This is a genomic window from Oceanispirochaeta sp. M1 (assembly GCF_003346715.1).
Classification (GTDB): Bacteria; Spirochaetota; Spirochaetia; order DSM-2461; family DSM-2461; genus Oceanispirochaeta.
Map to the genome: position 1 here is coordinate 89,109 of NZ_QQPQ01000015.1, position 24,127 is coordinate 113,235.

The 24,127-nt window shown below is 45.5% G+C and carries 16 protein-coding genes; 12 read left to right on the forward strand and 4 right to left on the reverse strand.

The features are described from left to right. Positions 1–6: 6 nt before the first annotated feature. Positions 7–2,247, reverse strand: coding sequence for an ATP-dependent zinc metalloprotease FtsH (gene ftsH, locus DV872_RS12530; protein WP_370446656.1), 2,241 nt, complete (start codon positions 2,245–2,247; stop codon positions 7–9). A gap of 170 nt (positions 2,248–2,417) precedes the next feature. Beyond that, positions 2,418–4,961, reverse strand: a complete 2,544-nt coding sequence (gene topA, locus DV872_RS12535) for a type I DNA topoisomerase (protein WP_114630282.1) — start codon at positions 4,959–4,961, stop codon at positions 2,418–2,420. A 135-nt stretch (positions 4,962–5,096) separates the two neighbouring features. Between topA and DV872_RS12540 the strand changes: the two genes are divergently transcribed. Both DV872_RS12540 and DV872_RS12545 read left to right on the forward strand, forming a co-directional pair. Beyond that, entirely contained in the window at positions 5,097–6,644 is a 1,548-nt protein-coding gene (locus tag DV872_RS12540; RefSeq protein ID WP_114630283.1) for an NAD(P)/FAD-dependent oxidoreductase, read from the forward strand. 67 nt (positions 6,645–6,711) lie between these two features. After that, the gene (locus tag DV872_RS12545; protein ID WP_114630284.1) at positions 6,712–8,226 is read left to right on the forward strand and encodes a UDP-N-acetylmuramoyl-L-alanyl-D-glutamate--2,6-diaminopimelate ligase; all 1,515 of its coding nucleotides are present in this window, start codon (positions 6,712–6,714) and stop codon (positions 8,224–8,226) included. 172 nt (positions 8,227–8,398) lie between these two features. On the opposite strand, the gene DV872_RS12550 is transcribed toward DV872_RS12545, so the two are convergent. Continuing rightward, positions 8,399–8,848, reverse strand: a complete 450-nt coding sequence (locus tag DV872_RS12550; RefSeq protein WP_114630285.1) for a divergent PAP2 family protein — start codon at positions 8,846–8,848, stop codon at positions 8,399–8,401. A 100-nt stretch (positions 8,849–8,948) separates the two neighbouring features. On the opposite strand from DV872_RS12550, the gene DV872_RS12555 reads away from it, so the two are divergent. From DV872_RS12555 to DV872_RS12600, 10 genes are all read left to right on the forward strand, one after another. Continuing rightward, complete coding sequence (locus DV872_RS12555; RefSeq protein ID WP_216664388.1) at positions 8,949–10,037, forward strand: D-alanine--D-alanine ligase family protein; 1,089 nt, start codon at positions 8,949–8,951, stop codon at positions 10,035–10,037. A 47-nt stretch (positions 10,038–10,084) separates the two neighbouring features. Then, entirely contained in the window at positions 10,085–11,146 is a 1,062-nt protein-coding gene (locus DV872_RS12560) for a 6-phosphofructokinase (RefSeq protein ID WP_114630286.1), read from the forward strand. 51 nt (positions 11,147–11,197) lie between these two features. Continuing rightward, positions 11,198–13,288: a polyphosphate kinase 1 gene (gene ppk1, locus DV872_RS12565; RefSeq protein WP_114630287.1), complete on the forward strand. Its 2,091-nt coding sequence runs from the start codon at positions 11,198–11,200 to the stop codon at positions 13,286–13,288. Position 13,289: 1 nt separating this feature from the next. Further along, a complete protein-coding gene (locus tag DV872_RS12570) occupies positions 13,290–14,663 on the forward strand; it encodes an HAD-IG family 5'-nucleotidase (RefSeq protein WP_114630288.1) in 1,374 nt (457 codons plus the stop codon). A 215-nt stretch (positions 14,664–14,878) separates the two neighbouring features. Further along, positions 14,879–16,054, forward strand: coding sequence for an ROK family protein (locus DV872_RS12575; protein WP_114630289.1), 1,176 nt, complete (start codon positions 14,879–14,881; stop codon positions 16,052–16,054). Positions 16,055–16,178: 124 nt separating this feature from the next. Continuing rightward, entirely contained in the window at positions 16,179–17,477 is a 1,299-nt protein-coding gene (locus DV872_RS12580) for an ABC transporter substrate-binding protein (RefSeq protein WP_114630290.1), read from the forward strand. 154 nt (positions 17,478–17,631) lie between these two features. Continuing rightward, positions 17,632–18,552: a carbohydrate ABC transporter permease gene (locus DV872_RS12585; protein ID WP_171832096.1), complete on the forward strand. Its 921-nt coding sequence runs from the start codon at positions 17,632–17,634 to the stop codon at positions 18,550–18,552. Further along, on the forward strand, positions 18,549–19,658 hold the full coding sequence (locus DV872_RS12590; RefSeq protein ID WP_114630291.1) for a carbohydrate ABC transporter permease: 1,110 nt from the start codon (positions 18,549–18,551) through the stop codon (positions 19,656–19,658). Before DV872_RS12585 ends, DV872_RS12590 begins: the two co-directional genes overlap by 4 nt. 140 nt (positions 19,659–19,798) lie before the next feature. Further along, positions 19,799–22,225, forward strand: coding sequence for a glycoside hydrolase family 2 protein (locus tag DV872_RS12595; RefSeq protein ID WP_114630292.1), 2,427 nt, complete (start codon positions 19,799–19,801; stop codon positions 22,223–22,225). A gap of 158 nt (positions 22,226–22,383) precedes the next feature. Next, on the forward strand, positions 22,384–23,340 hold the full coding sequence (locus DV872_RS12600) for a chemotaxis protein CheX (RefSeq protein WP_114630293.1): 957 nt from the start codon (positions 22,384–22,386) through the stop codon (positions 23,338–23,340). Here DV872_RS12600 and DV872_RS12605 read toward each other — a convergent pair. Next, the gene (locus DV872_RS12605; protein WP_114630294.1) at positions 23,337–24,035 is read right to left on the reverse strand and encodes an HAD family phosphatase; all 699 of its coding nucleotides are present in this window, start codon (positions 24,033–24,035) and stop codon (positions 23,337–23,339) included. The two genes, DV872_RS12600 and DV872_RS12605, sit on opposite strands and share 4 nt — an antisense overlap. Positions 24,036–24,127 lie beyond the last annotated feature (92 nt).

The window sequence follows — 24,127 nt, forward strand, 5'->3', positions numbered from 1 at the left end:
AAGATTTTATTTATCTTTTTTATCATCCTCTATTGTTTTCTTTTTTTCTCCAGCCATCTTGAGAGGAACCTCACGGGTATAGGGATTTTCGGTTTTGTGCTCAGAGCTTACCGTGGGTGGCTCATTCATTTCAGCCAGTTCACGGGCCTTGTTTCTAGCAATGATTGCATCATTCCTTTTCTGTCCCTTTTCAGCAGCTCTTTCCGAGACCTTCATGTCTCTTTCTTTACGGCTGACCAACTCGGCGGTACCCTTCTCATTTTTCTCGATAAGGGCAAGGAATTCTTCTGTGGAAATCACTTCTTCATCCATCAGATGATCAGTAACGCCCTCAAGAAGATCTCTGTGTTTAGTCAGAAGATCAAAAACTATCTTGTAGCGTTCATTCATCAAACGGGAGATCTCCTCATCGATATACTGCTGAGTCTGCTCTGAATATTCCTTAACTGCTCCACCACCTTCAAGATAGGAACCGTTACGTTTAGTCAGGGCCATATTCTTAAACTTACCGCTCATACCATATTCGGTAATCATATTCCGGGCAATGTCTGTGCTCTTCATGATATCGTTGGAAGCACCAGTGGAGATTTTGTTAAATACAATCTCTTCGGCGGCACGTCCTCCCAGAAGAATATCAATCCTTCCTATCAGTTCATCCTGAGTCATCAGAAAACGGTCTTCTGTTGGTGTCTGCAGGGTATAACCCAAAGCACCCATACCGCGGGGAACTATTGAAATTTTCTGAACAGGGTCCGCATCGGGGGTAAAGGCAGCCACAAGAGCATGTCCTGTTTCATGGTATGCTACGATTTCCCTTTCTCGGGGGTTGATCAGTCTGTTTTTCTTTTCAAGACCGGCAATAGTCTTTTCTATAGCCTCATCCAGATCTTTATGAGTAACAGCATTTCTGCCGCCTCTTACAGCCAGAAGGGCCGCTTCATTGACGATATTTGCCAGGTCTGCACCTACAAATCCCGGAGTTGCCTTAGCTATTTCTTTCAAATCCAGATCAGGATCCAGTGTTACATCTGCAGAGTGAATCTTGAGAATTGCTTCTCTTCCCAAAAGGTCGGGTTTATCAACAAGAACCTGTCTGTCAAAACGACCGGGTCTGAGAAGAGCAGGGTCAAGAACTTCGGGTCTGTTGGTAGCTGCCAGGATAATAACACCTGATGTAGAGTCAAAACCATCCATCTCAACAAGCAACTGGTTCAATGTCTGTTCACGTTCATCGTTGGTACTCATGGCACCCGCACGACTCTTACCTATTGCATCCAGCTCATCAATAAAGATGATACAGGGAGCCTTTTCACGGGCCTGTTTAAAAAGATCACGTACACGGGCAGCACCTACACCGACAAACATTTCGACAAAGTCGGCTCCACTCATACGGAAGAAGGTAACCTCGGCTTCACCGGCAACGGCTCTGGCCATCAGGGTTTTACCTGTTCCCGGAGGTCCTACAAGGAGTACACCCTTGGGAATTTTACCTCCGATTGCGGTATATTTATCTGGGTTTTTGAGAAAATCCACGACTTCAACAAGTTCGTCTTTAGACTCCTCACAACCCGCAACATCTTTAAATCTTGTATTCAGATCCTCTTCGGCTACTATTTTAGAATTGTTTTGACCAAAGCTCATAACATTTGAGCCGCCCATTCCGCCGCCCATTTTTTTAAATATCAATCTCCATATCAAGAAGAGAAAGAGGAGTGGAACAACCCAGCTTACAAGAATTTCAAGGAAGTAATTCCTTTTCTCCTGCTCTGCATAATACTCAATATCCCGGCTCTCCATAAGAGGAACAAAGGTAGGATCATTAATGGGAACAGTTTTAAACATGTTTCCCTCAGCCTGGGCAGTCTTACTGCCATTCAGACGCTGAGTTAAAGAATCCATAACCTGGCTGGCATATTCATCTGCCGTATAGGTCATACCGTAATAAAAAGACGGGGTCATCTTAACCCTTTTAATATCACCGTTCTCTACTTTTTCCTTAAATACGGAAAACTCAATAACCTCATCGGGGGTCTTGAGAAACATGAAGTTCAGTACTGCAAGAACAACTATTACAAGGAGAAAATACCAGAAGGAAAAGCGGTATTTACCACCCTTTCCGGTTTTCATATCTTTAATTCGTTTTTCCATGTTTTCAGGCTTAAATTGCTCCTGGAGTTTTTTCTTCCAGTCGTCATTATTGTTATTGCCCTGGGCATTCGTTTTCTTATCATCAGGTTCATTACTCATCAATTACTCCTGCCCTTTGAAATAGGGCTAAGTTATTATGCAATACACTTACTGTATGCAGAAAAACCGATATCAATAAAATAAGTATTCCCTGCAGGGAAGTAAAGATAAAAAAAATCCTGCAAGCCAAATTAAACTGACTCTACAGGATATTCTTCCACCTCTGTGGCTTATTCTTTTTCAGAAGATTTATCTTCCTCTGATTTCTTCTTTGCCGGAGCCTTTTTGGCTGTGGCTTTCTTAGCTGGAGCCTTTTTAGCCGGAGCTTTCTTAGCCGGAGCTTTCTTGGCTGGAGCCTTTTTAGCCGGAGCTTTCTTGGCTGTGGCTTTTTTAGCTGGAGCTTTCTTCGCCGGAGCAGCCTTTTCGGCACCCGCGGCACTCTTATCCTCTTCTCCAGGAAGAGGTTTTGCATTCCGGCATTTCGGGTAACCAGTACAGGCCAGGAAGGGACCACGGCGTCCCATCTTTACTTCCATGGGCTTACCGCACTTCTCACAGACTTCACCTTCAACCTTGGGAAGGATGATAACTTTACCGTCCTTGTCGATGGGCATGGTATTTTTACAATCAGGATAGCCGGAACAAGCCAGAAAAGGCCCTCTACGTCCCATTTTAACTTCCATTGGCTTACCGCAGAGATCACAGTCTCTTTTTATCTTGGGCAGTTCAACGGGCTTTCCTTCCTTATCTACAGACATGGTTGTCTTGCATTCAGGATATTTGGAACAGGCCAGGAATTCCTTGCCGAAGCGGGACTTCTTCAGAATCATATTGCTGCCGCATTCAGGGCAGGGGACAATTTCTGCGGGTTCGGCGTTTTCATCTTGTTCATTTTCACCGGGCATAGGTATCAGACCCTTACACTCGGGATAGGTGGAACAACCCAGGAAAGCACCGTTAACAGAGTAACGCAATACCAGAGGACTTTCACAGAGAGGACATTTCTCATCTCCATCCCAGGGGCGTCCTTTGAGGGGTGCTGCATCTGTCATGGCTTTTTCAAGCTTGGCTTCAAAGGGCTTGTAGAAATTATCCACAAGTTCGACCCAGTTGGCCTTACCCTGCTCCACTTCATCCAGACTGCTCTCCATATTGGCAGTAAACTGAAGCTCCATAATGTCTTCAAAGTTACCGATCAGAATATCGACAACCGCCATTCCCAGCTCCGTAGCATGGAAGGCCCTGCTTTCCAGACGGACATAACCTCTGTCATTGATGGTCCTGATAATAGGAGCATATGTTGACGGACGTCCGATTCCTTCCTTCTCAAGAGCCTTGACCAGACTGGCCTCGGAAAAACGTGACGGCGGCTTTGTGAAGTTCTGGGTAACATCCAGTTTATCCATATCAAGAGGTTCATCGGCCTTAACATCAGGAAGATTCTGATACTTATTGTCTTCTTTCTTGTCGCTGTCGGGAATAAGAACTGTGTGTCCGGGAAAACGGACTATTCTACCCTTGGCTTCCAGTTCGGCCTCTCCTGCTCCGATGGTCACTGTTGTGATATCAAAGCGTGCGGGGGGCATCTGGGAAGCTACAAAGCGGCGCCAGATCAGTTCATAAAGACGATACTGTTCACGGGTAAGATAGGGTTTAACCCTTTCCGGTGTCAGTTCTGTTGAACTGGGACGGATAGCTTCATGCGCATCCTGTGCATTTTTTTTAGAACTGTATTCCTGAGGCTTTTCAGGCAGAAATTCGGGATCAAAATTATTTGCTATATAATTCCGGACATCTTCCATGGCCTCGGGGGCAATTCTTATAGAGTCGGTTCTCATATAGGTGATAAGACCCTGTGTCTCACCTTCAATCTCCATACCTTCATAAAGTTTCTGAGCCACAGACATGGTCTTTGTGGTACCGAATCCAAGGTATGTGCTCGCACCCTGCTGCAGAGTGGAAGTGATATAGGGAGGACTGGGACGGCCTTTGGCTTCCCTGGTCTCAATTTTCAGAATGCTGAGATCATTGCTTTTAATATGCTCTGCAACTACTGCAGAAGAAGCCTCATTTGAGGCGTCAGGATTTCCCAGTTCGAATTTTTTACCCTGCCAGCGGACAAGGGCTGCTTCAAACTGATCCTTTTTTGATTCAGGTGGGGAAACCAGAGCCTTGATTTTCCAGAACTCTTCGGGAATAAAGGCCTTGATCTCTCTCTCCCGCTCTACGACGATACGTACAGCAACAGACTGAACACGACCCGCACTGAGGTTCTTTGCGACTTTCTTCCAGAGGAAGGGAGAGAGGCTGAAACCTACAAGACGGTCCAGGACACGCCGTCCCTGCTGTGCGTTTACACGGTCCATATCGATCTTATGAGGATTCTCAAGAGCCTTGAGTACGGCACTCTTGGTAATTGATGAATAGGTAACCCGGTGAGCTTCTTCATCACTAAGATTCAGAGCTTCCTTGAGATGCCAGGCAATTGCCTCTCCCTCACGGTCGGGGTCAGGTGCCAGATAGATTTCGTCAGCCTTGGCTGCAGCATCCTGCAGTTCCTTAACTGTCTTTTCCTTACCCTTGATAATGATGTAATCGGGTTTGTAATCATGTTCTATATCAATTCCCAAAGCCTTCTTTCCACGGCCGCTGCTGCTCAGGTCGCGGATGTGTCCGACAGAGGCCTTGACTGTGAAATCTTTGCCGAGAATTTTCTTTATTGTTTTTGCTTTTGCGGGACTTTCCACGATCAAAAGCTTCTTTGTAGCTGCCAAAAGAGCCTCCAGATAAAGGGGAATTAAGTTTTACCTTTGGATACATACATAATCAAGGATTCCTATATTGTCAAGTTCTTCTAATAAACAGTTTTGCCCCCTTGCCCCTGTTGGAAGGGCAATTTATGATAAAATATGGGCAAAACAGAACTTAATATCAATATTTCCACCGATTACAAAGAAGAGGATCTTGACCGGCAGATCCGCCTTAAACTCCGCATTAATAATCTGCAATACAGAATTATAAAGAAGAGCCTGGACAGCCGCAGAAAAGACCGGATTCACTGGCAGATCAGAGTACTGGCTGAATCTCCTGAGATAAAAGAGAGCCCTCCATCAGGGACTACCGCAGCTTCAGCTCTGGAGATTCCAAAAGTACCTGGAAGTCCAGAAGTTGTTATTGCCGGTTCGGGTCCTGCGGGGATATTCCCGGCCCTCTTTCTGCAAAAGGCGGGCTTTAAAGTAACAATCCTTGAGAGGGGAAAAAACGTAGATGATCGTGCTGCAGATATCGAAAAGCTTGAAAAAGAGGCTCTTTTTACTGAAAACAGCAATTACAGCTTCGGTGAAGGGGGTGCAGGAACCTTTTCTGACGGTAAGCTCACCTCCCGAAGCAAACATATAAAGAAGGAGCGCCGTTATATTCTGGAGGAGTTTGTCCGCCACGGTGCCCCGGAAGAAATTCTATACCTGGCACATCCTCATATTGGAAGTGACAGACTTCTCCCGGTTGCCCGCAGTATGCGGCGTGAGCTGGAAAAGCTTGGGGGAAAGATCGAGTTCGACTCGTCAGTGAAAGATCTGGATATTAAGGACGGGAGAGTCAGAGCTGTCATTACTGATAACGGCAGTCTTGAGGCAGATTATTTTATTCTGGCCACGGGACATTCGGCATTGGATACATTCAGAATGCTAATTAACAGAGGAGTTCCTTATATATCAAAAAACTTTGCTCTGGGATTCCGGATGGAACACAGCCAGGAGAGTATTAACCGGATTCAGTGGGGCTGCCCCTCCCTTGAGGGCGTCAAAGCCGCCGAATACAGACTGACCTCGGGAAAGGCTGATCTTCCTGTATACAGCTTCTGCATGTGTCCAGGTGGAAAAGTGGTACCTGCAGCCACCTTTTCGAACACTAATATTGTTAACGGGATGAGCTATTACGACAGAAGCGGTGCCTTTGCCAATGCCGCCCTGGTTGCGGGAGTTCCGCCCCGGCTGATAAATGAGAATGAACCCGATGCTGCACAGAGTCTGAACTGGCTGGAGGCTCTGGAACAGAAATTTTATAGAGAGAGCAGTGGCTACAAGGCTCCATCCATGACAATAAAGGATTTTCTAAAAGGAGAATCCGGTTCGAAACTTCTCCCCACTTCCTATGAGCCGGGACTGTTGCCCGCTGATCTTGGAAAACTCCTTCCCTCCCCTGTAACAAATGCTCTGCGTCTTGGACTGGAGGATATCTGCCACCGGATGCCCGGTTGGGAGGAAGGACAACTCATAGGCCTCGAGAGTAAGACGTCCAGCCCTGTTCAGGTTCTTCGGAACAGAGACAGCGGTCTATGCGATGGTTTTGAGAATCTTTTTATTTGCGGAGAAGCCTCAGGATGGAGCGGCGGGATCATCAGTTCGGCCTCTGACGGGCTGAAAACAGCCCTTAGTATCAGCTGTTCACTGATTTAGGAACCAGAAGAGACGCTTTCCTCAGGTTTTACTTGATAAGCGTCACCCCTGCTGATACCATTAGCCTATGAAGACAATTCAAAGTATTTTTAACAAAGTAGACACAGTAGAAATAAACGGCAATCAGGAACTGATGGTCGATTCACTGGAGTATGATTCACGTAAAGTAAAAGAAGGGACTCTGTTTTTCGCATTGGAAGGAGTCCATACAGATGGTCATGAATATATTGAAATGGCCGTTCATCAGGGTGCTGCAGGGATTGTGCACTCCCGGGATCTGGATGAGTTCACAGAGGGCGTCTGTTATATAAAAGTAAAGAATACTAGAAAAGCCCTCTCTCCCGCATCCGCTGCCTATTACGACTTCCCTTCATCAAAACTGAAGGTGATCGGTGTTACAGGTACTGACGGAAAGAGCACAACCGTTTCCTTTATTCATCAGCTCCTTGAAGCTGAAGGAATGAAGGCTGGATTTCTCTCAACAGTTAATTACAAAACAGGGGATGTAGCCAAAGCCAACCCCTACAGACAGTCTACACCCGAAGCTCCCCATATCCACCAGCTGCTGAAAGAGATGGTGGACAACGGAATGCAGTATGCTGTTCTGGAAGCAACCTCTCACGGTCTCTCCCCTAAAAACTCCCGCCTGGCGGATGTAGAATTTGATGTGGCCGTTCTGACCAATGTGACCCACGAGCATCTTGAGTTCCACGGTTCCATTGAGCAGTACCGCCTGGATAAGGCCAATCTCTTCAAGATGATTGCAGAGTCCTCTTTTGCCGACTCCTTCGGTGTTGTCAACGACGATGATCAGTGGGCAGAAATCTATATGGATGCTGTCGGGGAGAAACCAGTTTTTCTCTACAGCCTGAAAGATAAGGATGCCGACCTGTGGTGCAGCGATTATAAGAGTGATGCCACAGGCATTGCTTTCTCCCTCAATGTTCCCAACGGTAAAAAAGAGAGCCGTCTGAATATGCCGGGGCTCTTCAATGTAGAAAACGCCATGGCAGCTCTTGTTGTGGTTTCCGAACTTATGGAAGAAGATATTCTGGAGCTTGTTGATCATCTGCCTTCATTGACCGGTGTGACCGGAAGGATGTCACCTGTTACGGGAGACATGCCCTTCTCCGCTCTGGTGGACTATGCCCACACACCCGGTTCCTTTGAGAAGCTTCTGCCCCTGATACGCAGCGATGTAAAGGGAAAACTGATTGTTCTTTTCGGCTCAGCCGGAGAGCGGGATGTGGAAAAGCGCTCGGAACAGGGTGAGATTGCCGATGAATATGCGGATATCATTATTCTGAGTAATGAAGACCCCCGGGGTGATGATCCGATGGATATCATAAATGATATTGCAGAAGGTATTACCTCAAAAGATCTGAATAAGAATCTATTTCTTATTCCCGACAGAAAAGAAGGGATGAAGAAAGCAGTTGAACTGGCTGAAGCCGGGGATATGATTCTTACTCTCGGCAAGGGACATGAGAGCTCAATAATCTATGATGACGGTCCCCGTCCCTGGAATGAGTCAGAAGTATTGAAAGAAGTGCTCACCGAGGCGGGCTATAAAGTAGATTGATACTAAGATCCGGTCTTCCGGGTTTGATTAGAATAGCCACACATTTGAATAGCCACTCATTAGAGTGGCTTTTTTATTTATGCATAGTGGAATGCGGGGGAAATTATTCTTTAGATCAAGTTGTTCAGGAGTTTGTTCAGAAGATTTACTGCTGTATTTCGCCTCTGTATTTTCAGATTTTCCCCATACAGGCAAATCCGATAAAAATACCAAGGAGGGTTCCCATAAATACCTGAGGATAGGTGTGACCCAGCAGAGTCTTCAGAGCCTTGGGTTTATCACCCTCTTCAAAAAGATGAGACATTTCCTGAATCAGACTATTGAGTATTTCAGCGTGCCGGCCTGCTGCCCGGCGAACACCCGTTGCGTCATAAATAACAATTGAGCCGAATACAATAGAAATGGCGAAGTAAGGGCTGTTTAATCCATACTGGATTCCGCATGAAGTTGCTAAAGCTGCAACTGCTGCCGAATGGGATGAAGGCATTCCACCGGTCTCTGTAAGACGGTCCCAGGCCATACGTCTCTCCATCACCAGAATAAGTATAACCTTGGCAAGCTGTGCCACAAGCATTCCCATAAATGCAGAAAAAATCAGGGGATTGTAAGTGAGAAAATTCATTTATCCTCCGAGGATCTGCTGTTAATAAAACAGCGCGTAACAACATTACCATGCCAGAGGTGACTTGAGAAGAGGAATTAATCATGTTAATCTGTGAAACATGAATAAAATATCCGTCGCTCTACTATACGGCGGCCGTTCAGGAGAACATGAAGTTTCCCTCCGATCTGCCGCATCTGTCTATAAACATCTAGACCGTGAAAAGTACTATATTCACCTTATCGGTATCAGCCGTGAGGGTGTCTGGTATCTACAGAACCCTCCGGGAGAAATTGAAGAGATCCTCTCGATTGAAGAAGATTCACAGCAAATGCTCAGCGTTGTACCAGGCAAAGGACTTAGCTCAAATAAAGGTCCCATAGCGGTAGATGCGGTTCTGCCCATTCTTCACGGTACTTTCGGTGAAGATGGAACCCTTCAGGGACTCCTTGAGATAGCCGACCTTCCCTATGCCGGGGCAGGTGTAGGTGGAAGCTACCTGAGCATGGATAAGGATATAGCAAAAATAATATGGGAACATCATAATCTGCCTGTTGTTCCCTTCAGAAGTGTCAGAAAAGCAGAGTGTGAGGCTGAAAATTTCAGCTGGACCGCCCTTCTGACTGAAATAAAAGAGAAGTTCGGCATGCCCCTTTTTGTTAAACCCTCCCAGTGCGGCTCCTCTGTAGGTGTCTCCCGTGTGGATAACGAAGATAAATTTCAGGCTGCCATGGAAGAAGCGCTGCGCTTTGATAACAAGGTGCTTGTGGAACCTGCTGTTAATGCCAGAGAAATTGAGTGCTCCATACTGGGAAACGAGAATCCCAGATCTTTCCCTCCCGGAGAACTGAAGCCCAGTCATGAGTTTTATGATTATGAAGCAAAATATTTAGATCCCGATGGAGCCGCACTTATCGTGCCGGCAGATCTTGAAAAAGAAGATGCCCGCAGGGTGCAGGAGATCGCTGTAAAAGCCTATGAAGTACTTGGCTGCAGCGGTATGTCCCGGGTGGACTTCTTTATGGATAAGAAAACAGGAGAGCTGTTTCTCAATGAGATTAACACCATACCCGGTTTTACGAGCATCAGTATGTTTCCTCTTCTCTGTGATGCGGGAGGACTTCCCTATCCCGCTCTACTGGATGAGATGATCAATCTGGCCCTGGACAGATTCAAAAAGAAAAGCGCTCTCAGTTTCACACTGATGTGATTTGCTAACTATATCCTAACTTTCTATACTTAAAATCTGGAGACATTATGTCACAAGGCACAAAAAAGATTGGAATACTTACAGCAGGAGGCGATTGCCCCGGTTTAAATGCTGCAATCAGAGGGGTTGGAAAGACTTCTATTCTCAAATACGGAATGGATGTCTACGGCTTTTCCTCCGGCTACCTCGGACTGATCAATAATGAGTACAGACATCTGGATGAGAAGTCGTTATCCGGAATATTGACAATGGGAGGGACCATTCTTGGAACCTCAAGGGAAAAACCGTTTAAACACGAAGAGTACGAAGAGTATGTTCAGAGCAAACCCGACCGTATTCTGGAGAACTGCGATAAACTGGGCCTTGATGCCCTTGTATGTATCGGCGGAAATGGAACCATGAAGACTGCAGGAAAACTGCAGGAATTGGGCCTCAATATAGTAGGCATTCCCAAGACCATCGACAACGATGTTTGGGGAACAGATATGACCTTCGGCTTTGATACGGCTGTAAATATCGCCACCGAAGCCATCGATAGAATGCATACCACAGCCAACTCTCATAAAAGAATTATGGTTGTAGAGGTTATGGGTCATCATACGGGCTGGCTGTCACTCTACTCCGGTGTTGCCGGAGGGGGAGATGCCATTCTTCTTCCTGAAATCCCCTGGAAAGCTGAAACACTGAAAGATTACCTTTTGAAACGTCTTGAAGCGGGAAAACCCTACTCTATCGTTGTTGTAGCAGAAGGTGTGAAGGTGCCGGGAGTGGGAATGAAGAAAAACAGAATTTCTGCAGGTGCTGCTGTGGCCCGTCTGATTCAGGATATGACAGGCATAGAAACCAGAGAGACGATTCTGGGGTATATTCAAAGAGGTGGAACCCCCTCTCCCAGAGACAGGGTGATTGCCACAGAACTCGGCTCATACGCAGCAGGTATGGCAGATTCCGGAGAATTCGGCCGAATGGCTGCGTATCATGGAAATGACCTGACATCAGTTCCCCTTGAAGAGGTAGCCGGAAAGACAAAATTTGTCCCTGCAGATCATCCTCTTATTAAACATGCCCGGACTATAGACACCTGTTTCGGTGACGGTCTTGGACGCTGATCAGATACATGTATGTATTATTTAGAAAATTAAATTGATAAAAGGAAAACTATGGCCCGCCCCTATACCGTAAAGAAAAGAGATTACCCTTTTTTTAATAAAGAGATCAGCTGGCTTTCCTTTAATGAGAGAGTTCTGCAGGAAGCCGAAGACAAAAGAAATCCTCTGGGTGATCGCTTCAAATTTCTGGGAATCTACTCTTCAAATCTTGATGAGTTTTTCAGGGTTCGTGTTGCCATGACCCGTCGGATGTGCCAGATGGGAAAAGAGGGAGCTATAATGCTTCGGGAAGACCCTGCCTCTGCCATGGCAAATATTCAGAAGGAAGTGGCCAGACAGAGAGAAAGCTTCAACACAATACTTCAGAATATGTATGCTGAGCTCGAGGTAATGGGAATAAGGCTTCTGAAATACAAACAGCTGAATAAAGAGCAGAGTTCTTTTATAAAAGAGTATTTTGAGAGAGAGGTCCGTCACAAGATCTTCCCCATAATGGTGGATGCACGTTACAAACTGCCCGAGCTGCAGGACAAAACACTATACCTTGCGGTGGAGATGAAAAAAACAATCGGCCAGGAAGATAAAATCCGCTACAGTATCGTTGAGATCCCGACAAAAGTTCTTCCCCGGTTTATCAAACTTCCCAGCAAGAAAGATGAACAGAATGTAATGCTTATTGATGAAGTGGTCCGTGCAGGACTTCCATCAATTTTCAGAGACAGCCATTATCACAGTTTCCATTCATGGAACTTCAAGGTTGTACGGGATGCGGAACTGGATATTGATGATGACGATATCTCACTCAGTTATATGAACAAAGTAAACCAGAGTGTCCAGAAGAGACATCTGGGAGCACCAATCTGGTTCCTCTATGATCAGACCATGAATCAGGATCTGCTGGATATGTTCCTCAGAAAAATGAAATTCAGAAAGTATGATACGGTTACCCCTGGAGGCAGGCATCACTACTTCAGCGACTTTATGAAGTTCCCCAAACTGGTGGGACTGCAATGTTGTGAAAAATATGAACCTCTGCAGCACAGACACTTTCCCAAGGGTGTAAAAATCTTCCAGGCGATCAAGGCTAAAGATACACTTCTCTATTTTCCGTATCACAGTTTTGATACGGTGATCGATCTACTGCGGGAGGCTTCCATCGATCCCCACGTGGAAAGCATTAAAGTAACACTCTACAGAGTGGCAAACTTTTCATCCGTTGTGAATGCCCTGATCAATGCCAGGAAGAATAGAAAAGAGATTCTGGTTATCCTGGAGCTGCAGGCCCGTTTTGATGAAGAGAATAATATTTTCTGGGCCAATGTACTTAAAGAAAACGATGTAAAAGTAATTTTTGGTGTGGAAGGTCTCAAGGTTCACTCCAAACTTCTCCTTATCAGCAGAAGGGAGAAGGGAAAAACCGTCCGCTACGGTGGTATAGGTACGGGTAACCTAAACGAGGATACCGCCGGCCTCTACACAGACTGTTTCCTTATGACTTCCCATAAGGAGATTCTCGAGGAGGTGGACGCCCTCTTCGATTTCTTCGAAAACAACTACCGCTACCGACGGAACAAGCACCTGATGATATCCCCCAACGGCCTCCGTTCAGGGATTACCGAGCTTATCGACAATGAAATTGAATTTGCCAAAAAAGGTGAGAAAGCAAGCATCAGGATAAAACTGAACAACCTCAGCGATGAAGGGATTATTCAAAAGCTTTATGAAGCCTCCCAGGCAGGAGTCAAAATCCGCCTGATCGTACGGGGCCGGTTTTCTCTGGTTCCCGGAGTTGAGGGATTCAGTGAAAATATCGAAGCCATAAGTATCCTGGATCAGTATCTGGAACATGCCCGTTTCTTTATTTTTAGAAACGGGGGAGACAACCGCTGCTATATCACTTCGGCAGACTGGCTGGGACGAAATTTAGACCGCCGGGTTGAAGTAACCTGCCCTGTATACCGTAAGAGTCTTAAGGCAGAACTTAAGAGTATCTTTGACATACAGTGGTCTGATAACAGAAAGGCCAGAATACTGGATAAAGATCTTAAAAATGAATATGTAGAAGCCGGGGATGGAGACGAAAAAATCCGCTCCCAGGAAGCCGTGTACAAATATCTGATAAAAAGAACCGCCCGGAGTTAGAATGCCCGTATTTATCAACCGAGTACTGAATATGAAAAACATCAAGGTTATCGGCTTTGATATGGATTACACCCTTGTCCGTTATCATACTGAAGCCTTTGAAGAGCTGACACACAGGCTTGCTGCAGAACGTCTTTCTGAAAGTCCGGAATATCCCATCGCAGTAAAGGATCTGAAATTTGATTTCCAGAGAGCCATTGTGGGACTGGTCATAGACAAAAGAAACGGAAACCTCCTGCAGGTAAGCCGTCACGGCAAGGTAAAGATAGCCTTTCACGGCCTGGAACCCCTTGATTATCATAGGATGCAGCATATCTACCAGGAGACGGCCATCGATCTGAGAGATCCCGACTTCCAGAGCCTGGATACCAGTTTTGCAATCTCCTATGGAGTACTTTTCAGCCAGCTTGTGCAGATGAAATCCGAAGGTGCCGACCTTCCCGCCTATCATGATCTGGCGAATGATGTAAACCATGCCATCGACATCCTTCATCAGGACGACAGTTTAAAATCCAGAATCAGGAATGATTTTGAGCGTTTTGTTGTTAAAGACCCCCGAATAGCGGGGATGCTGGAGCGATATAAGGACTACGGCAAGAAGCTGATGATCATCACAAACTCTGATTACGCCTACACCAGAAAGCTGATGGACTACTCCCTCAATCCCTTTCTAAAAAAGTATAAGAACTGGCGTGAGCTCTTTGATATTGTTATCACATTTGCCGACAAGCCCCGGTTCTTTGAGCAGAAGGGTCGTTTCCTTAAGATAGATCCCGAATCTGAAACCATGATCAATCATACTGACGCTGTGGACAGCGGCATCTATCAGGGTGGAAATTTTTCCAAACTGCAGAAGGATCTGGGATACTCGGGCAGTGAGATTCTCTACCTGGGTGACCATATTTATGGTGATGTTGTCTCTATCAAGAAAAGCTGTAACTGGCGTACCGCTCTTGTTCTGGGAGATCTGGAAGATGAGATTAAGGGAATCAGAGAGTCCAGAAGCATTCAGGAAGAGATTAATAGCCTTATGGATAAAAAACTCAAACTGGAGAAAGAGATCAACAGCCTTGACTCCCGACGCTATGAGGGAGAAGCAGTCTCCCGAAGCAGAATAACAGCCCTCTTTGACTCGCTGGACAAACTCAATTCCAAGATTTCCGAACTTCTGGGACAGTATAAAGCTTTCTTTAATCCCTATTGGGGGGAAATTCTCAGAGCGGGCTTTGACGAGAGCCGATATGCCGAGCAGGTTGAAAAATATGCCTGTGTCTACATGACTAAGGTATCAGATCTGTATGACTACTCACCCAAGACCTATTTCCGCCCCTACAGACGCACCATGCCTCACGAAGACCTGAACCTTCTAGACTGATAATTAGGTCATTCCCGGTATGTTTGATACCCATGAATTACATTGGTTAAAACTTTACCTAAACCATCCACAAAATCTCAATACAGTGTTAGGGCTCTAGAACACCTTCTTATCGATTTTTTTGATTTTTCCAGTTGACGGATAACCCACGGCATGTAACAATACCCTTGGTTGGTTCATGGCGCAACTAACCAATCTTTTAAATTGAGGTCCCTTTGAAGCTTAACGCTGTACGTAGAAACAGAATTGTAAACACTTCCAGAATCATACGTGAAATATGGACTGCCCGTTCTATCTCACGTGTAGATCTTTCTAGGAAACTGGACCTCAATAAATCAACGGTTACCAATATTGTCAGCAACATGCTGGATAATAAACTTGTACTGGAAACAACAGAAGGACCCTCTACTCCCCAGGGAGGAAGAAAGCCTGTCCGACTGGAAATCAATCGAAATTACGGCTACATACTCGGTTTTGAAATCAGACCCGAATCCTATACTGTTGTTGCCGTGGATATCCTTGGTGATATCCTTTTCTCCAGAACAGAATCCATAGATATCAGTTCAAAGAACTTTAAAGAGATTTTCTTCAAACTGCAGGATGATCTTGAGAAGGAACTGACCTGGATCGGTCGTCCCCTTATAGGTATCGGAATTGGATGCTCTGGAATTATCGATGCCCCGAAACGAATTATCCGGGCATCCATCCCTCTTCATTTCACCGAACCCTTTGATTTCTACAAAGAAATAGCCTGCCATTCAAAAGTACCCGTTTATATTGATAATGATGCCAACAGCTGTGCCTGGGGAGAACTTACATTCCACCGGACACAAAATCTGCAGAACTTTCTGTTCTGCCTGATAGAGTTCAGGGATATTGCCAAGTCAAAAGCCCCCGAACAGACAGCCATCGGTATGGGAATCGCCATAAACGGAAATGTTTACTATGGCAGAAACAGCTCGGCGGGTGAATTCAGAAGCATCTTCAGCAGCAAAGCCAAGGAAGCAGGGCAACTCTCACTGAATTACGCAAAAGACTCCCCCATCATGGAGGAGCCGGAGATTATTGAACATTTCATCAGGGAACTCTCCCAGCATCTTGCTCTCTTTGTGAATACATTCAACCTGAGCCAGGTATTTCTCGGTGGAGATCTGGGACCCCATATGACTGAGCGTTTCAGATCTGTACTGAATGAAGAGATCAGAAAAAACTGGCCCTATGACGATCAGGTCGACTGCGAAGTCCGTTTTTCCACTCTGGGAGATAAGTCGGTTGCCTATGGTGCCGCAGGACTTGTAATGAACAGGATCTTTATTGACCTGGAAGTTCTGGAAGCCGAGGATGTAGAGCGTTTCGGATCGCTCGAATTAGTTGGGAATGACGCACTCTGAACTGCCTGGGCAGTAGGGAAAGCGATATTTCATAGAATTAACAGAATTGCACAGCAGATCTGTTAGAAACATTATTTTGGAATTCCGGCCTGATCGGCCGTAATATTTTTAGGAGGATTTTCTAATGAAAAAAGCATTACTCTCATCTTTGATCGTAGCTGTTATCATCAGTTCTCTTTTCCTGACTGGATGTCAGAAAAAAGCTGAAGCTGCCGCCAAACCCGAAAAAGTTGTAATTAAAACCATGGCTTATGGTGACAACTCAAATGCTGAAGGTGTTAGCTGGGTAAGAATCGTGGACTCTTTCCATGAGGCCAATCCCAACATCACACTTGATTACGAACTTCTTTATGATGAAGCATACCACCAGAAAGTACAGGCAAGACTCGCATCAGGCGACATTCCTCACCTGGCTTACATGGGTGCCGACGCACGCTGGGGAGCTCCCTGGAAAGAAGCTGGTCAGCAGTTTGACCACAGAGACATCATTGACAAAAACATGTTTGACGTAAGCCTGATCCCTTCAATGGGACCCAATGGAGAGATCTTTGAGATTCCCCTTGGAACATCAAACCTGACAACAGTTCTTTATATGAACAAAGCTCTTGTTGAAGAACTGGGTTTTTCACAGCCCAAGACTTATGATGACTTGAAAGCCATGGTTCCTGCCGCACAGGCAGCCGGTCTTCAGGTTGTTTCTATCGACGGTGCTGACGGATGGGCATGGGGTTCATGTCTGATGTCTGCTATGATCTCCAGAACTTCTGGAGACGCAAACTTCGTATCCAAGTCTTATGATGGTGACAAATCTTTCACAGATCCTGCATGGGTAGCCGCTCTTGGTTATATTGAAACTATGGTAGCCGACGGTGTTATTGATTCTAAATCTGTACTGGTAGACTACGGTTCAAACATCTCCAACTACAGCAACAAAAAAGCTCTGTTTATGGTACAGGGTCAGTGGGCTGCCGGTGGAATCGAGAATCCCGAAGTAGCTGATAACACTGTAATGATGGCATGGCCCAAAATGCCCGGTGAAAAATCTGCAACCAACGACAGTGTTGCTGCAGCTATCCAGGTTGGTTACGGTTTGACAAAAGCCGGTGCAGCTGAAGCAGCCGTTTCTGAGGCAGCCATGAAGTTTATCAGTGCTTACTACAGTGAACCTGAAACTACTCAGAGACTGAGAGACGGTGCTATCGTAGCTCCTATCCTTAAAGGATATGCAACTCCCTCTGACCTGCCTAAAATCATTGCCGAAAAGGTTAGATTTGCTCAGGGTGTAAAAGTTCAGGTTGAAGTAATTGATGCTTTCCTCTCGGGTGCTCCTAACGACGCACTGAATGCCGGTATGCAGAAAATTGCTTCCGGTCAGGCTACTGCTGCTGAAATTGCTGCAGAAGTTGAAGGACTGCTCCGTTAATTCTATAATTTAGAATAACCATGCTCAGGGAGGATGAAAATCCTCCCTGTTTTTCCAAAAGCCGGTATCCTTTCCTATGAAAAAAATACCGGCAGTTTTTGACGAAAGAGCTTTCCACAGTACAGCCCGAAAGCCCCTTTTGAGGAGTAATTAATTGAATTTACGTGATCGAAAAGCACTTGTGACGTATCTGGGAATGATAGCGCCGGGCGTTTTGATTTATCTGTTCATCGTTGCCTACCCCATTTTCAACTCAGTCTGGCTCAGCCTGACTGACTACAATCCCAACAGGGGAGGAGAATGGAACTTCCTTGGACTGTATCATTACAAAGCCATGCTTGCGGACCCGAACTTCTGGCATTCATTCAAAAACAATATGATAGTTGTTGCCGTATCCGTATTCGGACAGATACCAGTAGCCTTTGTGCTGGCCTATATACTATATAGAAACAAAGTTAAGGGCGGACTCTTTTTTCAGTCCATGGTTTTCCTGCCCCAGTTTCTTTCTACCATTGTTATCGGGATTCTATGGAAAAGACTGTTTTCCGCAGACGGACCCGCTTCAAGACTGATCCAGATCGTCACAGGCGATTCTACGGCTCAGTTTGATTTAATGCTGAGAGCAGATACGGTTATGTATCCCATAGGCTTTGCCCTTATCTGGATGTATACCGGATTTTATATGATTATTTTCCTGGCCAACCTGCAGAAAATGAATAAGAGCATGATTGAAGCTGCTAAAATTGACGGTGCAACAGAGCCTCAAATCTTCGGCAGAGTTATTCTGCCCCTACTCACAGGTACCATTCTGGTATCAACAATTCTGGCAATTGCGGGATCACTCAGAGGTTTCGACCTTATATTCGCCATGACAACTCAGGGTCTTCAGCGTAATAATGCAATGGTACTGCCGATTTTCATGTATCAGACAGCCTTCCAGGACTACCGTAATGAAATGCGTTTTGCCTACGGTTCGGCAATCTCCAATGCAATTGTCGTAATCTCAGTTGGCCTGATCCTCGTGAGTAACTGGATTGGAAAACGTTTTGACACGGATGAGGATGTTGTAGGATGACAAACGAAATAATAAGAAGAAAGACTCCCGGAGCCTTTATCGGAACAATATTATCCTACTCAATTTTCATCTTATGGGCACTGATTACAGTTGTACCTCTGGGATGGATGTTTTACTCCTCATTTAAATCCAATGAAGAGCTCACAAGGGATATTTATGCTCTCCCTCACGACCTTTTCGACAACTATGAAGATGAATACATAGTTGTTGCTCCCGCTCTGAATATAGTCCCCGACTATGACACTAAGAAAGATACAAGAGAGCGTCTGATGATTGAATCAACATCCATCAGCCCTACCAGACGTCTTATGATGCACTTTCTTGTAAAAGAAGATCTGCCAACTGAAATTGCCAGCCGGAAACCGGGTGATTTTGTTATTGTAAATGAACTTCCGAAAAAGATGCAGAAGATGATCCACCATAAAACTGTATGGTTTAACTACAGATCCGCCATTCAAAGGGCCGGCCTGGGCGGTAAGTTCATAAACAGTATAATTTATGCCGGTGTATCAACCTTCCTGATAGTTATTTTCGGCTGTATGATTGCCTTTGCAATCAGTAAGATGCAGTTTAAGGTACTCTCCAGAATTATCACGGCTCTTATCGGACTGGGGTACCTTTTAAGCGTCAACTCGGTAATTATCCCTTTGTTTCTGCTCCTGTCTAAAGTAGGACTGACAGATACACATCTGGGAATTATCATGGTTTATGTAGCATTCGGTATGCCCCTTTCAGTACTCCTGGGTACTCAGTTTATGCGGGGACTGCCTAATTCACTGGTTGAATCCGCCTATATTGACGGTGCTTCTGCGTTTAGAACATTCTGGAGCATTATTATTCCCATGACTGTGCCTGTAATTATTACCATCAGTATTATCTCTGCTCTGGGAATCTGGAATGAGTTTCTCCTTGTTCTGGTACTGTCCAGCTCTGACTTTACCAAATCTCTGCCTGTAGGAGTCTACTCCTTTACAAGCCTTACCAGTCAGCAGCTGGGCTGGCAGCTTGCAGCCCTGGTAATCGCAACGATTCCTGTTATGATTGTTTATTTCACTTTTAATAAACAGATAACCAAGGGAGTTGTTGCAGGTGCTGTTAAGGGATAAAATAACTTAGAACTTAAATCAGGGGTACCGGAAGTTTCCGGTGCCCTTTTTTATCTACCCACCGGAGGGGGGAGAGGCAGGCCCGGTCGTTTGTGACTGGGCGTCCTTCCGGAGGCTACAGATAAGAATAAGGAAATAAAATGAATAAGATAAATCTTGCGGGGACCTGGAGCCTCAAATCAACTGACCACAAAGTCAGTACTCAGATAGAACTTCCCGGCGATATCTACACGGCCCTCATTAATGCTGAAATTATCCCCCATCCATATAAAGACCAAAACGAACTTGAAACCCAATGGGTTCACCAGCTTGACTGGATTATGGAAAAAACAATAGAAATCTCTGAAATTCCCTCGGGGAGTCTTCAATATTTCCATGGGGAAGTTCTTGATACGGCAGCCCGGATTGAGGTCAATGGAATTGAAATAGGCAGCAGTGACAATATGTTTGTTCCCGCCTGGTTTGATACTGCAGATGCCTTGAAGACAGGAAAAAACAGTTTCAAAATTTATATAGATTCTGCCGAGAAAACGGCCGTTAAAAGGGCGGAACTCCACCCCTACATAATACCGGCACAACCCGCACCCGTAGAATCACCTGCACGAAACTTTCTGAGAAAGGTTCAGTGTCACAGCGGATGGGACTGGGGTCCCTGCATTATGACAGGGGGTGTTTATCAGAGCATCGAACTGGATTTTACGGATATCCGTCTTGAAGGACTCAATTATGACCTTGAGAAGAGAGGTGATGACTGGGAGCTGACCGTAAAAGGAACTGTTTATGCCGGATCAGATATGGAAGCACTCCTTCAGATATCTGTGGCCGATGCGGTTCTGGAAGAGGCTGTGCCATTGAATGAAGGGATCTACTCTCTTGAAAAAACACTTCTTGTAAAATCACCTGAGCTCTGGTGGCCCAACGGAGAGGGAGAGCAGAGACTATACGATCTGAATATCAACCTGGGAGATAGAAAAGAAAAACTCATCGTTGGATTCAGAACCCTCGAAGTGGTGAATGATGAAGATGCAATCGGGCTTTCCATGTACTTCAGGGTCAACGGACGGGATATTTTTGCCAAGGGTGCCAACTGGATTCCCACGGATGCCCTTCCCTCATCCCAGGATGAAGATAAAACTACCTACCTCCTTGAATCTGCGGCTGCAGTCCATATGAACATGATCCGTGTATGGGGGGGAGGTCAGTATGAAACTGAACATTTCTACAATAAATGTGATGAACTTGGACTCCTGATCTGGCAGGATTTTATGTTTGCCTGTTCCCTCTATCCAAGCAATCCTGAATTCCTGAATTCAGTAGAGAATGAGGTAAAAGCACAGATTCCAAGACTTAAAAGTCATCCCTGTATGGCACTTTTCTGTGGAAACAATGAAGATCTGGGAGCCTTGACCTGGTATGAAGAGGCCAGGAAGAACAGGGACCGTTATCTGGTGGATTACGACCGTCTGAACGAAGGAGTTATCGGGAAAGCCGTAAAAGAACTGGCACCCGGACACAGCTGGTGGCCAAGCTCACCATCAGCCGGAGAGGGTGACTACTCAGACTGCTGGCATGACGACAGCCGTGGAGATATGCATTACTGGTCTGTATGGCATGAGGGCAAACCCTTTGAAAGCTACTACGACATCCTACCCCGCTTCTGCAGCGAGTTCGGATTTCAGTCCTTCCCCACATACAATATGGTCAGTGAATATGCGGATGAAGATATGCAGAACGTCACAAGCCCCGTGATGATGCATCATCAGAAGAATCTAAAGGGGAATGAAATTATCATATCCACCCTGAGCCGATATTTCCGATTTCCCCATGGGTTCAAGGACTTTATCTACCTCAGTCAGGTACAGCAGTCCTGGGCCATTCAGACTGCGGTGGAATACTGGAGAAGTAACCGTCCCACCTGTATGGGAGCACTTTACTGGCAGCTCAATGACAACTGGCCTGTGGCCTCCTGGGCATCAATTGACTATTCAGGAGCCTGGAAACTTCTACACTACGGAGCAGCCCGCTTCTTCAATCCCCTCCTGATTGCCGGGTGGATGAAGGATGGAAATATCACAGCTGCTGCCGTAAACGACAGAGCCGAAGATATAAAAGCAAAGGCCAGACTGATATTCAGAAATTTCAGCGGGGAGATCCTGCGGACTGTTGAAAAAGAGCTCGACCTTAAGGCCGGATCTGCACAGCAGTTTTATACTGAAGAACTTGAAGATGAGAAGAGCAGACAGAACTCCTATCTGGAACTTGTTCTGGAAACGGAAAAAGAGACCCTTAAGAATACCCTCTTCCTCCACGTTCCCAGAATGTGCAGCCTTGAAGAGGCTGATGTTCAGATGAAGGTCAACAGCATTGAGAACGGTGAAAGTAAATACACAATAGAACTGAAAACCGATAAACCAGCCTTTTTTATCCACTTAAGAGGTCAGAAAGGTGATGTATTCTCTGATAACGGTTTCCATATGGGTCCGGGAGAGATAAAAGTGATCGACTTCAGCCCTGCAGATGAAAAAGTCATTGACCCTGAACTGACCCACCTGAGGAAAAGTTACTGAAAGCTGCTGCCGGGCTTGTCCCGGCAGACAGCCGGGATTTATCTCAGCGGGAATAAAAAAAACCATCCCGCCATCTGTATCTGTTGTATTTTAATATCTTTAAGAGTAAGAATAGATTATTATTTAAGATATATCATATTTCCCCGGGAGATTTAATTATGCCAGACAATACTCAGATTAAAAGCAAGGTCCTTACCTTTGATACAGACATTACGGTGCTCCCGAAACTCCGGGCCATTTTCGATGCGAATAATCTGACAGGAATGCGCAGCGTGGGAGATCCTGCCATAGCGAGTATTATCCTGGAGAAGAATATCCACTTGGGTGCCCTCTTTGTAAATAATCAGGGAGACTGGCTGAATCTGAGCCGGGAACTGAAGAAGCTGCGCCCCGAACTCCCCCTCTTCCTCCGTGTAGAGGAGAAAAAAGATGAAAAAAAACTATCCTTTGACGATGCACTGCTCTTTGATGGTGTTTTTCATATCAGTGAGGAAGAACGGATAGTGAAATATCTTAAGACCCATATTTTCATCAGGGACTATCCGGTTGAAATGATCAGACACATACAGGAATTTTCACTGAATGCCTTCAAATATATGATTCCTGAAGCAAGTGTACACTGCCCGGCACCTCTGGTTATAAGAGACAAGGTTATATATGGTGAAATTACTTCATTGATTCCTATTACAACTAACTGGTGCCGCGGCTATTTGATGCTGCAGACCAATATGAAAGAACTCCACTCTCTATTGAAAAGGACTCAGAATCCCGCGTTCAATGGAACCATTGAAGAGGTTATACCTCCAGTGATTGCTGAACTGACAAACCTTATGTGGGGTGGATTCAAGACTGTATTTTTAAAGGAAGGATTCCTGGAAGAGACAGGTCCGGATATTCAGGTACCCATACTGATCAATCATCAAAAAAAGAATATTTCTTTCGGCGGTGATATTCCCCAGCTCTGTTTTGGATACATATTTAAAGATCCCCTGGGACTGAATAATCAGACAAAGATAGTACAAAAATTTATCTTCAACCTGAACTGGAATCCGGACCTTGTGAAAGAGTACGATTTTAAATCTCTTGTTGAACAGGGCAGTATAGAGCTGTTCTAAGGCCTTTCCGGTCTGAAGACCGGCCAGGATCGTTTGCCCGCTATGGTGGAAAGCTCATCTCCCGGATGTACGCATACGGGATACTCACAGGACTCCAGCAGGGGCAGATCGTTCAGGCTGTCGGTGTAAAAAGCACATTCCGCCCATGAAATACCCTCCCTGTCCAGGTAATCCTGTGCCCAGTGTACCTTTCCATCCTGAAAACAGAGAGGCATCTTCATCCCTGTTATTTTATCTTCTTCATAGATATAGGAACTGGCCAGACATCCGTCCAGCCCGAGAATATCTTTAAATGCTCCGCCGATTATTTCATCCTGAGCAGTGATCAGAACATTCCTGATACCCCTTTCCCTGTTTTCTTTAAGAATCTCCCGGACAGCAGGATAGACAAAACGGGCCTCTGTATGTGAGGCAAAGGATTCTGCCATTTTTTTATAGTCTTCAAGTTTCAGTGAACGGGCCCTTTTCAGATGATACTCACGGTAAGCATCAGGAGTGAGGGTATGGCTGTAATAGAGACGGGAGATTTTTCTAAGACGCAGCAGATCCGACAGCCCTTTATGACTCCTCCGGCTACGCCAGAGTGCCCAGAGAAGATCGGTATCCCTGTATGTAATAGTCTCATCCAGATCAAAGAATGCCAGTTTGATCCCCTCGGGAGGACTCATTTCTGCAGGAACGCTTTTTTTACTCATGGTCGTGATTATATATTAATCCTTGACAGTATGAATATCTGCCCCCTACCATCTTCTAATATAAAGAACGGAAGATTAATAATAGAAGGATG